At 65.5% G+C, this 16187-nt stretch carries 13 protein-coding genes; all 13 read left to right on the plus strand.

Annotated features, from left to right (window positions below; all coding sequences use genetic code 11):
* Window positions 1-20: 20 nt before the first annotated feature.
* The 13 genes from mmsB to BJG93_RS21190 all read left to right on the plus strand — a co-directional run bounded on the left by mmsB (window position 21) and on the right by BJG93_RS21190 (window position 16187).
* Window positions 21-938 (plus strand): 3-hydroxyisobutyrate dehydrogenase, encoded by a 918-nt coding sequence (gene mmsB / locus BJG93_RS21130; RefSeq protein ID WP_027196200.1) that lies wholly within the window; start codon window positions 21-23, stop codon window positions 936-938.
* Window positions 935-1735, plus strand: a complete 801-nt coding sequence (locus BJG93_RS21135) for an enoyl-CoA hydratase (RefSeq protein WP_027196201.1) — start codon at window positions 935-937, stop codon at window positions 1733-1735. Before mmsB ends, BJG93_RS21135 begins: the two co-directional genes overlap by 4 nt.
* Before the next feature lie 543 nt (window positions 1736-2278).
* Entirely contained in the window at window positions 2279-2461 is a 183-nt protein-coding gene (locus BJG93_RS21140; RefSeq protein WP_027196202.1) for a CsbD family protein, read from the plus strand.
* Window positions 2462-2699: 238 nt separating this feature from the next.
* The gene (locus BJG93_RS21145) at window positions 2700-3794 is read left to right on the plus strand and encodes an AI-2E family transporter (RefSeq protein WP_027196203.1); all 1095 of its coding nucleotides are present in this window, start codon (window positions 2700-2702) and stop codon (window positions 3792-3794) included.
* 323 nt (window positions 3795-4117) lie between these two features.
* Window positions 4118-5038 carry a type VI secretion system protein TssA gene (locus BJG93_RS21150; protein ID WP_034478310.1) on the plus strand — a complete coding sequence of 307 codons (921 nt, stop codon included), beginning with the start codon at window positions 4118-4120 and terminating at the stop codon, window positions 5036-5038.
* Between the two features lie 33 nt (window positions 5039-5071).
* Entirely contained in the window at window positions 5072-5620 is a 549-nt protein-coding gene (gene tssB, locus BJG93_RS21155) for a type VI secretion system contractile sheath small subunit (protein ID WP_051374309.1), read from the plus strand.
* A 2-nt stretch (window positions 5621-5622) separates the two neighbouring features.
* Entirely contained in the window at window positions 5623-7128 is a 1506-nt protein-coding gene (tssC, locus tag BJG93_RS21160) for a type VI secretion system contractile sheath large subunit (protein ID WP_027196205.1), read from the plus strand.
* A gap of 138 nt (window positions 7129-7266) precedes the next feature.
* Window positions 7267-7794 carry an Hcp family type VI secretion system effector gene (locus tag BJG93_RS21165; RefSeq protein ID WP_027196206.1) on the plus strand — a complete coding sequence of 176 codons (528 nt, stop codon included), beginning with the start codon at window positions 7267-7269 and terminating at the stop codon, window positions 7792-7794.
* 76 nt (window positions 7795-7870) lie between these two features.
* On the plus strand, window positions 7871-8302 hold the full coding sequence (locus BJG93_RS21170; RefSeq protein ID WP_027196207.1) for a GPW/gp25 family protein: 432 nt from the start codon (window positions 7871-7873) through the stop codon (window positions 8300-8302).
* A 13-nt stretch (window positions 8303-8315) separates the two neighbouring features.
* Window positions 8316-10178, plus strand: a complete 1863-nt coding sequence (gene tssF, locus BJG93_RS21175) for a type VI secretion system baseplate subunit TssF (RefSeq protein ID WP_027196208.1) — start codon at window positions 8316-8318, stop codon at window positions 10176-10178.
* Window positions 10175-11164, plus strand: coding sequence for a type VI secretion system baseplate subunit TssG (tssG, locus tag BJG93_RS21180; RefSeq protein WP_027196209.1), 990 nt, complete (start codon window positions 10175-10177; stop codon window positions 11162-11164). Before tssF ends, tssG begins: the two co-directional genes overlap by 4 nt.
* Window positions 11165-11166: 2 nt before the next feature.
* Window positions 11167-13905 carry a type VI secretion system ATPase TssH gene (tssH, locus tag BJG93_RS21185; protein WP_034478313.1) on the plus strand — a complete coding sequence of 913 codons (2739 nt, stop codon included), beginning with the start codon at window positions 11167-11169 and terminating at the stop codon, window positions 13903-13905.
* The gene (locus tag BJG93_RS21190; protein ID WP_027196210.1) at window positions 13896-16187 is read left to right on the plus strand and encodes a type VI secretion system Vgr family protein; all 2292 of its coding nucleotides are present in this window, start codon (window positions 13896-13898) and stop codon (window positions 16185-16187) included. Before tssH ends, BJG93_RS21190 begins: the two co-directional genes overlap by 10 nt.

Genomic DNA, 16187 nt, shown 5'->3' on the forward strand with positions numbered 1-16187 from the left:
GCACACCCGGAGACGACACCATGAAAATAGGCTTTATCGGACTCGGCAACATGGGCGCGCCGATGGCGCTGAACCTGCTGAAGGCGGGCCACGCGCTCAACGTGTTCGACCTCAGCGTGCAGGCCGTGCGCACGCTCGTCGATGCGGGCGCGCAGGCCGCTCGCTCACCGCAGGCCGCCGCGAGCGAAGTCGAATGCGTGATCACGATGCTGCCCGCCGCGGCGCACGTTCGCAGCGTGCTGGTCGCGGACGACGGCGTCCTCGCCGGCATCGCGCCGGGGGTGCCGATCATCGATTCGAGCACGATCGATCCCGCCAGCGTAAAAGCGTTTGCGGAACTCGCCATGGCCCATGGCAACAGCTTCGTCGATGCGCCGGTGTCCGGCGGCACCGGCGGCGCGGCGGCGGGCACGCTGACCTTCATGGTCGGCGGCAGCGTGGATGCTTACGAACAGGTCAAGCCGGTTCTGTCGGCGATGGGCAAAAACATCGTCCATTGCGGCGGCACCGGCACCGGCCAGGTCGCGAAGATCTGCAACAACCTCGTGCTCGGCATCTCGATGGCGGGCGTCGCGGAGGCGATGTCGCTCGGCGAGGCGCTCGGTATCGATCCGAAAGTGCTCGGCAGCATCATCAATACGTCGACCGGGCGCTGCTGGAGTTCGGACACGTATAACCCGATGCCGGGCGTGATCGAAACCGCGCCGTCGTCGCGCGGCTACACCGGCGGCTTCGGCACCGATCTGATGCTGAAAGATCTTGGCCTTGCCACCGATGCCGCACGCAGCGTGCGTCAGCCGGTCTATCTCGGCGCGCTTGCGCAGCAGCTTTATCAAACGATGAGCACGAACGGCGCGGGACGGCTGGACTTCTCGGCGGTGATCAAGCTATACCGCTCGCGAGAGCGCGGCGCTGGCGGTGAGGCAGGTGCGCAATGATCGAGCTCGATTACGCGCACGACGGCGCCGTCGCAGTCATCACGCTGAAACGGCCGCCCGCCAACGCCTTCACGCCCGAGGGCCTGCTGCAATTGCAGCGCACCGTCGAGCAGCTGAATGCGGATGCGCACGTGCGCGCGCTCGTCATCACCGGCGACGGCCCGAAGTTCTTCAGCGCGGGCGCTGATCTGAACGCATTCGCCGACGGCGATCGCGACGTCGCGCGTACCGCGGCGGCGCGTTTCGGCGCGGCGTTCGAAACGCTGCAGAACGCGCGGCCCGTCGTGATTGCGGCGCTCAACGGCTTTGCGATGGGCGGCGGTCTCGAATGCGCGCTCGCATGCGATATCCGCATCGCCGAGCAGCATGCGGTGCTGGCGTTGCCCGAGACCGCGGTGGGTTTGCTGCCATGCGGCTGCGGTACGCAGACGCTGCCGTGGCTCGTCGGCGAAGGCTGGGCCAAGCGGATGATGCTGACCGGCGAGCGCGTCGATGCGGCGAGCGCGCTGCGCATCGGTCTCGTCGAAGAAGTGGTGGAGCGCGGTGCAGCGCGAGAAGCTGCGCTGAACATGGCGCAGCGCGTCACCGGTTTGAGCCCGCAGGCGGTGAGCTTCAGCAAGGAGCTGATCCATCAGGCGCGGCATGGCGTGCCGCGCGCCGCCGCGCTCGCGCTCGAACGCGAGCGTTTCGTCGATCTGTTCGATGGCGCCGATCAGCGCGAGGGCGTCAATGCGTTCCTCGAAAAACGCGCGCCGCGCTGGCAGAGCAATCATGCACCGCGCGAGGCCGGGCGATGAGCGCCCTGCGAAGTGCCGCTGCGCGGTCCCGGCGTCCACCTGAAGCGCGCCCGCCCTTAGGTCTGCCTGGCATCGTGGCGCTCGGCGCGCGGTTATCGGCAGTCCTCCGCCGATTGTGGTCTGGCGCACAGACTACGTGCGCCAATTGACGGTTGGGGCGCTGTTACGAAGTGTTGCACTACCGCTGTGTCCGACGGCGGGTTATCGGATTTACTATGCGGTGCCAGAGGACATCGTGAAAGCCGACATCCTGCGTTCCCGCGCGCGGAAAATCGACCGCTGGGGAATCTCTTGAACGGTGCAAAGAACGAGCAATTTCTCAGGCACATCTTTCACGTCGCGAAAGACGCCGTCAGTTTGAGATGACGACGCACGTCGTACTGAAACCGGGAACGCGGCATGCTAGGACTTTTCACGTTGCTCCGACGCGGATCGCATCTGGCGAAGCGATCCGCGCCATAACAAGGCGCGTCGCGCCGTACATTGGCTGTTTCGTTGCAACGCCAGCAGGCAACTCCACAGTCAACCTAGCAGGAAGGCACCATGGACAGGAACCGTGTAGAAGGTACAGCGAAGGAGCTCAAGGGCTCCGTCAAGGAAGCGATCGGCAAGGTCACCGGCAATCGTGCGAAGCAGGCCGAAGGAGCGGCCGAAAAAATTGCCGGGCGCATCCAGGCGAGAATCGCAGAAGAAGCTGAAGCGATGCGACAGCGTGTGAAAACTTAGCGCGCCGCAATTTCACCTACCGTATCTCACCTGCCCCGGTTCCGGGCGCATCATTTCAGGCACGCAAGCCGTGCATTGACGCACCACCTGCGCAGCGCCGCGCACGCCCTCGGTGCTTGCCACGTCGCGGCCTCGCGGCGCGGCGCTCGACACTTGCATCGCATGGATTTCTGATACGGTCCGCAGTCAGCCGGCGCGGTTTTCGCGCCAGACCGCATCGCCCATTCGAGGACGCTTCATGCTGGGATTCGACGTCGGCGCGGCCAGAAAAGTCTGGACTGCGTTTCTGATCGCGCTGCTGTTTCTGCTCATCTATAAGGCCTCGACGACGGTGCTCGTCGTCGTGTTCGCGGTGTTTTTCAGCTATCTGATGTACCCGATGGTGACGCTGGTGGAACGCGTGAGGCCGCGCCGCGTGCCGCGCGTCGCGTCGATCGCGTTGGTGTTCGTCGTGGTGGTCGGGCTGATCGCAGTGGCCGGTTCGGTATTCGGCGTGGAATTGCAGGATCAGGCGACGCGCCTCGTCACGCAATTGCCCGCGCTGCTGCGCACCGATGTGCCGAACCGTCTACCACTGCCGCATTTTCTCGAACCGCTGCGTGAGCGGATCGTCGATTTCGTGCGCGGCCAGATCGAGACCGGCTCCGACAAGGCCGTGCCGTTCGCGCGCAGCCTCGGGCTCGGCGTCGTCCATGCGGTGAGCAACCTGATCTATCTGGTGCTGATTCCGATCCTGAGCTTCCTGCTGATCAAGGACGGCGAACGCATGCGCGACGCGTTTCTCGCGTTGCTGAACAAGCGGCATCGCGTGCTGTGGAACGACATCGTCGACGATCTGAACGTGCTGCTTTCGAAGTACGTGCGCGCGCTGCTGTTTCTGTCTCTCGCCACGCTGTTCAGCTACGGCGTCGCGTTCTCGCTGCTCGGCGTGCCGTACGCGTTTCTGCTCGCGGTCAGCGCGGGGCTGCTCGAATTCGTGCCGTTCGCGGGGCCGCTTGCAGCGGTCGCGATCACGCTCGTGGTCGCGGTGTTCAGCGGCTACCCGCACCTCTTGTGGCTGGTGATTTTTATCGCGCTGTACCGGCTGTTCCAGGACTATGTGCTCAATCCGTACCTGATGAGTGAAGGCGTCGAGGTCAGTCCGTTTCTGGTGATCGTCGGACTGCTAGCGGGCGACCAGTTGGGCGGCGTCGCGGGGATTTTTCTCGCGGTGCCCGTGATTGCCACACTGAAGATCGTGATCGGCCGGGCACGCGTGTTTTACTCGGCGTCGCATGAGCAGGGCGAAGCTGCGCGGCGCGCGCTGACGGGCAGCACCGACGACGAGGCGTAGCGCGCGGCTCGCGCACCGGGTTCGGCCGTCGCGTATGCGGCCGGCGCAATGCCAAATATCGTTAACTTTTCAATTCTTCACAACTCGCGTTTTTCGCGTTGATAGATTGCTCTCATGTAACGAGCATATTCAACGGAGACATGCGCGAGATAAATGGAATGAATCCAAATGGAGAGTCGAATCGAATTCGATTTTCTCGATTCGATTCCAGACTCTTCCCGAAGATATTCCCCGCGGTGCATGCGCTATGAGGCGAATGCATTGGACCGACGCTCGCCTGATGTCACAGAACTCGAATACCACATGGACGGCAGCCGCAATATATGACGCAGCATCAATTGGTATCGGAGTATTTTCCGGATTCGCTCGATTTCGACGAGGATTTTATAAAAATCGACGCCGCCATTTGCGAATACGACGCTGTCGGTCTGGTGCCTCAGCGTAAAGGAGAAAGCGCGTTTCAATGGGCTTCCGTGGAAACCGCGTGCGCGGCGCTGCTGGAAAAAGCGAAAGACGTGCGGGTTGCGATCTGGCACCTGCGCGCATGCATCGCGCGGCGTGGCCTGGCCGGTTTGGCCGACGGCGTCAGGTTGCTGGCGGATCTAATGCGCGCGCCCGTCGATGAATTGCACCCCCGCGCGCTGGCCGGCGAGTCACACGAGGAAGCGCTGCTGATTCATCTGGGCTGGATCGCCGGGCCGCAGTTCGTGCATCAACTGGGTAGTGCCCGGCTCGCGAACCGCGAAGAGACACTCAACGATCTCGTCAGTGGACGAGCTGCGTCGAGCGCGGAGGATGGTGACGACGCGAAAATCATGGCTGTTGTGCAGGACATCCGGGATTCGCTGTCTGCCGTCATGAAATCGGTTGTCGCGATCGGGCAGGACCTCGACCTGTCCCGTGCGCTCGATTTGCTGGATGTTGCCGCGTCGCGTCTTGCGCAGACGGATGCACCGGCGGCGAAACCGGCACCCGCATCGATCACGCAGCCGCGGGCCGATGCGCCGCGGCCGGAACCAGCCTGCCCCGGCGGTGCGCTGAAAACGCGCCGGGAGGTCGGCGCGGCGCTCGAGCGGATCGTCGAATACTTTCGCGTACATGAGCCGAGTCATCCGGCGCCGATCTTCCTGTCGCGGATTCAGAGAATGCTGGGCTCGGGTTTCGAGGAGGTGATGGCGGAGCTCTATCCCGAGGCGGCCTCGCTGGTGGCCCAGCTGAACCGGCCGCAGAGTTCCATCAAATAACGTGAACAACTTCGTATAGAGGACTTGCTCATCATGGTACGGCAAAAGGATGGACAGAAATTCATCGGGGAAAGTCGCGCGCCCCGCGTACAGATCGAATACGACGTCGAGGTTTACGGATCGCAGAAGAAGGTCGAGCTGCCGTTCGTCGCCGGCGTGATGGCGGATCTGTCCGGCGACAACGTCGAGCCGCTCGGCGCTGTCGAGGATCGGCGCTTCCAGGAAATCGGCGTCGAGAATTTCGACGAGCGCATGGCGCAGATCGCGCCGTCCCTGAGCTACCACGTCAAGAACGTGCTGACCAACGACGGCACGCTCATTCCGATCGACCTCACGTTCACGTCGATGGAGTCATTCGAGCCCGCGGCGGTCGTCAAGCGTATCCCCGAACTGTCGACGCTGCTGGAGGCACGCAACCGGCTCAAGGAACTGCTCACCTACATGGACGGCAAGGCCGCGGCGGAAGATCTCATTCATGAACTGCTGACGAATCCGCAATGGACGGACCTCTCCGGCACTGATGCGCCGTCCGGCGATCAAGGCGAGAGTCTCGGACAACAAACGGACGCGGAGACGAAATGACCATGCAGCAGTTTGACGCTTCGGCCGCGAAAGCGGTCGTCGAACGGCAGAACGTCGACGACGATCTGAAGGAAATCCTGCACCGTTCGTTCCGACCACGGACCAACGAAGCCGCCGAGGCCGTGCAGAATGCCGTCGGCACTTTGCTGACGCATGCGCGACGCAACAAGGTCGTCATTCATGAAGACGTCGCGCAGACCATCGAGCAACTCGTCGCCGAGCTGGACAGAAAAATTTCCGGCCAACTGACGCTGGTGCTGCACAACAAGCGATTCCAGAGTCTCGAAGGCGCGTGGCGCGGGTTGCACTATCTCGTGTCGAATACCGACACGAGCGAGAACCTGAAAATTCGCTACCTCAACGTGTCGAAAACGGATCTCGGCAAGACGCTGCGGCGCTTCAAAGGCGTCGTGCGGGATCAAAGTCCCATTTTCAAAATGATCTACGAACAGGAGTACGGCCAGTTCGGCGGCGAGCCGTTCGCCTGCCTGATCGGCGACTACCAGTTCGATCACAGCATGCAGGACGTGTCGATCCTGACCGAGATATCGAAGATCGCCGCGGCCGCGCACGCGCCGTTTATCGCGGCCGCCGCGCCGGGCCTGCTGCAGATGGACGACTGGAGCGAGCTGTCGAATCCGCGCGATGTGTCGAAGATCTTCACGTCGACGGAATATGCATCGTGGCGGCGTCTGCGCGAAAGCAACGACTCACGCTATCTGGCGCTCACGCTGCCGCGCTTTCTCGCGCGCGTTCCGTACGGCGCCGCGACGCAGTCGGTCGAAGAGTTCGGCTTCGAGGAAAAAGTCGATTCGACGCGATCGGAAGATTTTTGCTGGGCCAATTCGGCCTATGCGATGGGCGTCAACATTACCCGCGCTTTCAAGACATACGGCTGGTGCACCAAGATTCGCGGTGTCGAGTCGGGGGGAGCGGTCGAGGTGCTGCCGAAGTTCATGCTGCCGTCGCAGGACCGCGAGGTCGACTTGCACTGTCCGACCGAAATCGCCATCTCGGACCGGCGCGAGCACGAGTTGTCCGAGTCCGGCCTGATGCCGCTCGTGTACCGCAAGAACTCGGATACCGCGGCGTTCATCGGCGCGAAGACCGTGCATCGTCCCGCGGTTTACGAGGACGACGATGCAACGGCGAACGCGAATCTGTCGTCGCGTCTGCCTTATATCTTCGCGACCTGTCGTTTCGCGCATTACCTGAAGTGCATCGTGCGCGACAAGATCGGTTCGTTCAAGTCGGCCGAAGACACGCAGCGCTGGCTCAACGACTGGCTGATGAATTACGTGGACGGCGACCCGAGCATATCGAGCGAAGTCACGAAGTCGCAGCGTCCACTGTCGGCCGCGGAGGTCGTCGTCGACGAGATCGCGGAAAACCCCGGCTACTACCGCGCGCAGTTTTTCCTGCGCCCTCACTTTCAACTGGAGGGTTTGACCGTTTCCCTCCGATTGGTTTCGAAGCTTCCGTCGACGCGGCAAGAGGCGGCGACCTGAGCCGTCACTGTCGGGCCGGTTGCGGCGCCGCCTGAAGCAGGGGGCTCGAAGCGTCGTGGGTTGGCGTCGACCCGTTCCGCGACGGAATCCATAGCGGTCTTTTAGATGTAGTCCTGTTATGAATAAGGAGTTCGTGTCATGGCAAATGCGTTGGTTGATTACTTCTTGCAGATCGATGGTGTCGAGGGCGAGTCGACCGATCAGCAATACCCGGGTCTGATCCAGATCCAGAGCTGGCAGTGGGCGGAAGAGAACTCGGGTCGCTGGGGTTTCGGCAGCGGTGGCGGGGCCGGCAAGGTCGAGATGAAGGACTTCGAGTTTCGCATGGTGTCGAACAAGGCCTCGCCGAAGCTGTTCCTGATGTGCGCGACGGGCGAGCACATTTCGAGCGCGAAGCTGATTTGCCGCAAATCCGGCAAGGGTCAGCAGGACTTCCTGACGATCTCGTTCGGCAGCGGTCTGGTGTCGTCGTTCCGCACGCTCGGCAACATGCCGATTACGCAGCTCGGTCATGGCAGCGGCGAAATTGACGGCGTGCTGCCGACAGACGAGATCCGGATCAACTTCGCCCGGATCGAGTTCGAGTACCGCGAGCAGCGCAACGACGGCGCGATGGGCGCGGTGATCAAGGCTGGCTACGACCTCAAGCTGAACGCGCCGATCTGATCGGGCGGCAGGTTCCAGTTTCTGGCTACTTGGACAGTGTTGTGGCCTCGCGCCACAACACTCGGGGAATACGCACGTGAGCGATCTTCAACTCTATAACCGGCTGTCCAGACGGATTCGTCGTCATTCGCTCGAGGAGGTCGTTGCCGACCATCTCGTCGACCTGATGAATCATGCGATCCGCGGCGCGCGAATGCCCGTCGCGCACGACAGTCCGGCCGCGCACTCGGTACTGAACTTCGGCTGCCCGCCGATGCGGGAGGCGGGTGTGACGAAGATCGATCCATCCCATGTGGCCGCCCACATCTGCGAGGTGATCCGCCGCTTCGAGCCACGCGTCGCGCCCGGCAGCACGACGGTCAGCGCCCGAACGGAGAATCGTCGGCGGCTGCCGCAGACAATCTGCTTCGACGTGGCGATGAAAGCGCGAGCCGACGGTTCGGCGCTCAACGCGAGCCTGGCGCTCGACTATCTGAGCGGCTATTTCAGCCTCGCGGACCAGCAATGAACAGCGCCCGGCCATGAACTTCCTCGACCACTACAACGACGAGCTACGCCAGTTGCGCGACTCGGGCGCCCGTTTCGCGAGGGAGCACCCGCAGGTTGCGTCGGCGCTCGGGCTGCACCCGGACGCCGTCACCGATCCGTTCGTCGAGCGGCTGCTCGAAGGCGTCGCGTATCTCTCGGCGCGCGTGCATAGGCGCCTCGATCGCGAATGCGCCGAGTTCGCCCAGCAGGCGCTGGAACGGATCTGCCCGCTCTATACGGCGTCGACACCCGCGATTTCGACGTTCGCGTTTCATCCGGACGTGAGCTCGCCCGACGCGTTTCGCGGCAACACGCTGCCGCGCGGCTCGCTCGTTGCCGCCTATTTGCCGGGGCGCAAGCAGCCCGTGATGTTCTCGACGGCACGCAGCGTCACGCTGCTGCCGCTGCGTCTCGGCTCGGTCGAATGCAGTCGCGGCATCACCGGCGTGCCGTTGTTGCTGTCGCAGCGGCTTGCGTCGTCGGCGGCCGTGTTGCGCTTCAGGTTCGAGCTCGAGGGCGGCGCATCGGTGGCCGATCTGTCGCGTGAACGCGAGGGATTCGCGCCGCTGCATCTGAGTCTCGCGGGCGACTTGCCGCGCGCCTATGCGCTGCATCGCGCACTCCTTGCGGACACCACCGCGTGGTTCGCGCTGGTATCCACGAATCGCGGCGACGAAGTGCTGACGCTGCCGATGTCTGGCATCCGGCTATCCGGCGTCGATGCCGCGGACGCGTTGCTGCCCGAAACGTTCGGTGGACTGCCGGGCCTGCGTCTGCTGCGCGAGTATTTCGCGCAGCCGACCCATCTGCTCGGTGTCTACCTCGATGCCCTGGCGGCAATCGCGGCCAAGGCGCCCACCGCGCGTGCGTTCGAACTGTTTTTTGCGTTGCATGGCGCGCCCGGCGATCTGATCGGCGACGTCGACGCGAGCCAGTTCAGGTTGTTCGCGACACCGGCGATCAATCTGTATTCCAAACGGTTCGATCCGGTGCCTTACGACGCGAATCAGCCCGAGCAATGGATTCCGGTCGACCGGATGCGGCCCGCCGCGCACCATCTGTGGGCGCTGAGCGAGGTCTCGGTGTGCGAGCGCAGCGGCCGCGCGCACCGCGCGCGCTCGGTGCTGGAGACGGCCGGCTGCGACGGCGAGGCAAGCGCGATCCGCTACGGGATGCGGCGCGAGGAAACGCTACCCGGCGGCGGTGCGCGCCCTGAACGCCCCGATCCGCTCGCGAGCCACGATCTCATCGCGATCTCTGTGGCCGACGACGCGCTGGAGCCGGACGATATCGCGACGATCACAGGCCGCGCGCTCGTCGCGGATCGCGACTGGCGTCCGGGCGCGCTGCTCGATGCGGAGTTGCAACTGCTCGATCCGGCCGCCGTGAGACGCGTGGAGTGCCTGTGGCCCGCGAGCGCGCCGCGCGCGCGGCCGGGCATCGAAGCCTGCTGGGAGGCGGTGTCGCATATCGGCCGCAATCCGCTCGCGCTGCGCGCCCCGCAGCGGCAGGACGTGACGACGCGCATCGTCGAGCTGCTGCTGCTCGCGAGCGATGCGCACGGAACGCTCGACCGCCAGCGGCTCGATAGCCTGCGCTCGGTCGAGTTGCACTCGCGCTTCGTCGCCGCCGGACGTACGGTGCCGACCGCGCTGGTGCGCGCGACCCACGTCGAAATCGACATTGCACAAGCGCTGCACGCGGATCGCGGCGGCTGGCTGTTCGGGCGGCTGCTCGCGCAGGCATTGGCGGAGTCGGCAACGCTTAACGACGGCGTCGAGATCGTCGTGCGTCTCGATGGCGAAGCCATCAGCACACACGTCAACACGGCCACGAGCGACGGGACACTGCAATGAAGACGCTCGAACGCGTGACGAAGACGTTGAGCGCGCGCTGCACGTTCTTCGAATTGATGCGGCGTGTCGAGGCGCTGCAGCGCCGCCACGGCACGCGTGCGACCCGCAAGCGACGCATGCCGACGTGGCTGCGCATCGAGCAGCCGGCGGCAATGCATTTCGCAGGCACCGAGGTCGAGCGCGTGCATGCCGAACTGCCGCAGTTCGCCGAAGACGGCGACGGTGCGCAGGTCACGGTGATTCAACGCTACTTCGGGCTGTTCGCGCCGTATGGGCCGCTGCCTTTGCACGTGACCGAGCACGCGATGCAGGAAAAGCGCTTCGAGCGCAACGCGGCGTTCGAGCGCTTCATCAACGTCGCGTGCGGCGAACTCGCGTGGCTGCACTACACGGCATGGTCGTCGATGCATCCGGTGCTCGGCTACGAGCGCGTACGCCATCCGTTCGTCGAGCGCGTGACCGCGCTTGCCGACGCGCGCCGGGCTTCGACGGTCGACGCCGAGCCGTTCGCGGACCACGCGCTCGCCTGCCGGCGAGCGTTTCCCGGCCTGTATTGCGCGCCGCGCCGCTCGCTCGCCGATCTACAGCGGATGCTCGCCGCGTACTTCGGTGTGCCGCTGCGGGTCGTGCCGCGGCATGGCCGCTGGATTCCGGTGGCAGCCGCGGCGAGCGAGGCGCGGCGGCTCGGCGGATGGCGGCTCGGCGCGCGGATCTGGGATGTGCAGTACTCGGCCGAGATCGTGATCGGGCCGCTCGAGGCGGACGGATTTCAGCGGTGGCAACGCCGCGCGGCGGCCGTTCTGGCGATGTCCGCCGTGGTGACGGATTTCGTCGACGGACGCATCGATCCGGTCATCAAGGTTCAGGTGCGGACACGACCTGAACTCGCAGGCCGCATCGGGCGCATGCGGGTCGGGGTCGACGCGTGGTCGCGGCCGGATCGCGCGCTGCGCACCCTGACTGTCTATGAATCTTTTCGGGACTAGACGTGAATCGCGAACGCATATTCAACTGCCTCGGCCGCACCCCCTATGCGGCCCTCGTCGACGCCACGGCGCTTGGCCGATCGCGCCGGCACACCTTCGTCGACCTCGATCACTGGGCGCTGTGTCTGTTGCAGCGCGAGCAGAGCGATGTTGCGCGGCTCTTCGAGCAGTTCGGCTCCGATGTCGGTGAAGTCAAGCGCCGGATGGAGAAGGCGCTCGACGGTTTCGACATCGGCGGCGATTCGCTGCGTGACATCTCGGGCGCGCTGGAGCGCAGCGTCGGGCCGGCCGTCGTGTGGAGTCAGATCGCGGCGAGTGCGGGCAAGGTTCGCTCCGGGCACCTGTTGCTCGCGTGGCTCGATGACGATCTGACGCGCCGCTGGCTGCAGCAGCGCGCTCCGAACGCCATTGCATCGGTTGCGCTCGACGAAGTGGTCACGCGCTACGAGGAACTGGCGGCGGGATGGCCGGAAGCGGGCGACGCGCCTGCCGCCGCGGGCGGCAGTGACGGGCCCGGCGAAGCCGAAGCGGTCACGACGCTCGACGCGCTCGCGAAGTGGGCGACGTGTCTGACCGGGCAGGCCGCGCGTGGCGAGCTCGATCCGGTCGTCGGCCGCGACGACGAGCTGCGCACGGTGATCGACATCCTGTCGCGCCGCCGCCAGAACAATCCGATCCTCGTTGGTGAGGCGGGCGTCGGCAAGACTGCCGTGGTCGAGGCGCTGGCGCAACGGATCGATGCGGGCGCGGTGCCACCCGGACTGATCGGCGCGCAGGTGTGGACGCTCGACCTCGCGCGGATGCAGGCCGGCGCGGGCGTGCGCGGCGAATTCGAGCAACGGCTCAAGTCGCTGATCGATGCAGTGATCGCCGCCCCAGACCCGATCATTCTGTTCTGCGACGAGACGCACACGCTGATCGGCGCGGGCGGCGCGGCTGGCACCGGCGACGCGGCGAACCTGATCAAGCCGATGCTCGCGCGCGGTCAACTGCGGATGGTCGCCGCGACCACCTGGTCGGAATACAAGCAGTACATCGAGCCGGACGCGGCGCTGGTGCGGCGCTTCCAGGCGGTGCCCGTCGACGAGCCCGGCGACGACGCAGCCGTGGACATGCTGCGCACGATCGCGCCGCGCTTCGCGCGGCATCACCGGGTGCGCATCGTCGATTCGGCGCTGCGCGGCGCGGTCGAACTGTCGCGGCGCTATCTGCCGGCGCGGCAGTTGCCGGACAAGGCGATCAGCCTGCTCGACACCGCGTGCGCGCGTGTCGCGATGAGCCAGAGCTGTGCGCCCGCCGAGCTCGAACGACTGCGGCACGAGGCGTTCGCGGTGGGGCAGACGCTCGACTGGCGCGCCAGCGATCGCCGGCTGGGCGTGCGCACGCCGGGCGACGAGGCCGAACTCGCAGAGCGCAAGGCGAGCCTTGCCGAGCAGGCGGCGACGCTCGAAACGGTCGTCGCGGCGCAGCGGGACGAGGTGCGCGGATGGCTTGCGAGTTTGACCGACGAAGTTCCCGCGCCGGCCGACGGCGATGGAGGCTGCGACGACAACGACAACAACAACGACACCGACAGCGCCGCGCTCGCCGCGCGCATGGGTGCAAATCGCTGGGTGCGTCCGTGGGTCGACGAACACGTCGTGGCGGAAGTGCTCGCCGAGTGGACGGGCGTGCCCGTGGCGCAGCTCGGGCAGGACGACGCGCAGCGCGTCGTCGAGCTGGAGCGTGCGCTGAATGCGGCGATCCACGGGCAGGTAGGCGCGATGCGCTCGATCGCGCAGGCGCTGCAGGTGTCGCATTCGGGGCTCAACGATCCGCGCCGGCCGCTCGGCGTGATGCTGCTCGCCGGCCCGACCGGCACCGGCAAGAGTCAGGCCGCGGCAAAGCTCGCCGAGATCCTCTTCGGCGGCGAGCGCAATCTGATCCAGTTCAACATGAACGAATTCCAGGAGGCGCACACGGTGTCGACGCTGAAGGGTGCGCCGCCCGGCTACGTCGGCTACGGCAAGGGCGGCCGCCTGACCGAGGCGGTGCGCAAGAAGCCTTACAGCGTGCTGCTTCTCGATGAATTCGACCGCGCGCATCCGGACATCCACGAAGTGTTCTACCAGGTCTTCGATCAGGGCTGGATGGAGGACGGCGAAGGTCGCCGGATCAGCTTCCGTCATTGCCTGATCCTGCTGACGAGCAATCTTGGCGACGTCGAAATCGAAGCGGCGTGCAAGGCCGATCCTCTGAGCTCGCAGGCGCAGCTCGACAAGCTCGTCGGCGAGCGGCTGCAAGGGCGTTTCTCGCCGGCGCTGCTCGCGCGGATTCAGCTCGTCGCGTTCCGCCCGCTCGATGTCGACGCGTTGACCGGCATCGCGACCCAGGCGCTCGACGAGCTCGGCGAGCGCCTCGCGGACAACGACCTGCAATGGCGCGTCGACGACGAGGTCGCCGCCTGGATTGCCCGCGCGCTGTCGCGGCATCCGGCGAATGGTCGCGCGGTGCGCGATCTGCTGCGTCAGCACGTGACGCCTGCCGTCGCGCGCGGCGTACTCGCCGCGCGAGCGGAAGGACGCGCGCTGAAGACGGTGCGGCTCTCCGCGCGCGACAAGCTGTCGCTCGTGTTCGACGAGGACGCGTGGGAATTGAGTGCAGCCGACGCACCGACCCTCGACGCGCAGCAGGCCGCTGGGCGGCCGGACGACATCCATTCGGCGGATGCCGGCACAACGCGAGAACCGTCATGCGCCTGATCGAATTGCGCGGTTCGCTGCCGGACCCGAACGCGGTGGCATTGAGCTTCGTGGCGCACGAGACGCTGTCGCGTGAGCCGTCGTATCGGCTGGAGCTGCTGAGCCGGGACGCCGATCTGGATTTCGACGCGCTGCTGGGCTCGGCGCTGTCGGTGGACATCGATCTGGATGACGGCGCGGTGCGCACGTTCAGCGCGTTCGTGTTCGGCGGTGCCGACACCGGACAGATGAGCGGGCAGTACACGTACACGCTGGAGCTGGCGAGCTGGCTGTCGTTTCTGGCGGAGAACCGCAACAGCCGGATTTTCCAGAACCTGAGCGTGCCGCAGATCGTCGCGCAGGTGTTCGACGGCCATCAGCGCAGCGGCTACCGGTTCGAGCTGGAGGGCAGCTACGCGGCGCGCGACTACTGCGTGCAGTTCCAGGAGACGGACCTGAACTTCGTGAAGCGGCTGCTGGAGAGCGAGGGGATCTATTTCTGGGTGGAACACGGCCAGGCGTCTCACGTGGTGGTGATGTCGGACACGCAGCGCTTCGAGGATCTGCCGGTGCCGCAGGGCACGCTCGCCTACCTGCCGGACGCCGAGGAGTCGCGCGCGATCCGGGGCCGCGAAGGCGTGCAGCGCTTGCAGCGCACGCGGCGCATCAGGTCGAACAATGTGGCGCTGCGGGACTTCGACTACCTGGCGCCCTCGAACCGGCTCGACAGCGAGGCGCAGGTGGCGCAGCCGGCTCTGGCGGGGATCCAGCTGGAGTACTACGACTACGCGGCGGGCTACGGCGATACGGAGCAGGGCGAGCGTCTGGCACGGCTGCGTCTGGAGTCGTTCCAGGCGGAGTCGCACATGCTGGTGGGCGAGGCGAACGTGCGCGCGCTGGCGACGGGCCGCGCGTTCACGCTGGCGGGGTATCCGGCCGCGCAGCGCAACCGGCGCTACTACGTGACGGGCAGCGAACTGGTGTTCATCCAGGACGGGCCGGACAGCACCTCGCAGGGGCGCAACGTGGCGGTGAAGTTCCACGCGCTGGCCGACGACCGGCCGTTCCGTGCGCTGCTCACGGCGCTGCGCCCGGAGGTGCCGGGCATCCAGAGCGCGACGGTGGTGGGACCGGAGATGTCGGAGGTGCATACGGACCGGCTGGGCCGCATCCGGGTGCATTTCCACTGGGACCGCTACCGGACGACGGAGGCGGACGCCTCGTGCTGGATCCGGGTGTCGCAGGCGTGGGCGGGCAAGGGGTGGGGCGTGCTGGCGATGCCGCGGGTGGGTCAGGAAGTGCTGGTGACGTACGTGGACGGAGATCTGGACCGGCCGCTGGTGACGGGGATCGTCTACAACGGCGAGAACCCGACGCCCTATGACCTGCCGAAGGACACCCGCTATACGGGGATCGTGTCGCGCTCGCTGAAGACGCCCGGCGCGGTGCAGAACGCGAGCCAGCTGACCTTCGACGACCAGCGCGGCGCGGAGCGCCTGATGCTGCACGCGGAGCGCGACATGCAGCAGACGGTCGAGCGCAACAGTTCGACGGCGGTGGGCCAGGACAGCAATACATCCGTGAAGGGCACGACGACCTCGGTCCACAATAAATTGGTCAGCTATACCCGCATCTCCGTGTCGTACACGGGCCTGTCGGTCGGCTTCACCGGCGTGGCCGCGAGCTTTACCGGCTCAAGCACGTCGTTCACCGGCACGAATACCAGCTTCACCGGCGTCTCGGCGTCCTTTACCGGCGTCAGCAAATCGTTCACCGGCGTCGCGACCTCGCTCACCGGCGTGAGCACCAGCTTGACCGGCGTGTCGACGTCGTTCACCGGCGTCAGCACGTCGATCACGGGCGCCAGCAATTCGGTCACCGGCGTCTCGAACAGCATGACGGGCATCTCGTCGTCGTTGACCGGCGTCAGCACATCGGTGACCGGTCAGTCCCAGAGCATGACGGGCGTATCGCTGTCGTACACCGGCACGTCGAACAGCATGACGGGCGCGAGCACGTCGGTGACTGGCACGTCGACGAGCATCACGGGCGTGTCGACGTCGAGCACCGGCAGTTCGACTAGCACCACCGGTTCGAGCGTATCGATGACGGGTATCTCGAAGGGTGTTACCGGTTCGAGCGTGTCGACGACGGGTGTCTCGATGAGCTCGACGGGTTTGAGCATGTCGACGACGGGCAGCAAATTTTCCGTGACGACGGGCCTCAGCTTCTCTTATTCGGGCGTCAGCTATTCGGACCAAGCAGTCGACCTGAAGAAGCGCCTGATGGAAATAACGATGTGA

The organism is Paraburkholderia sprentiae WSM5005, from assembly GCF_001865575.2.
Taxonomy (GTDB): Bacteria; Pseudomonadota; Gammaproteobacteria; order Burkholderiales; family Burkholderiaceae; genus Paraburkholderia; species Paraburkholderia sprentiae.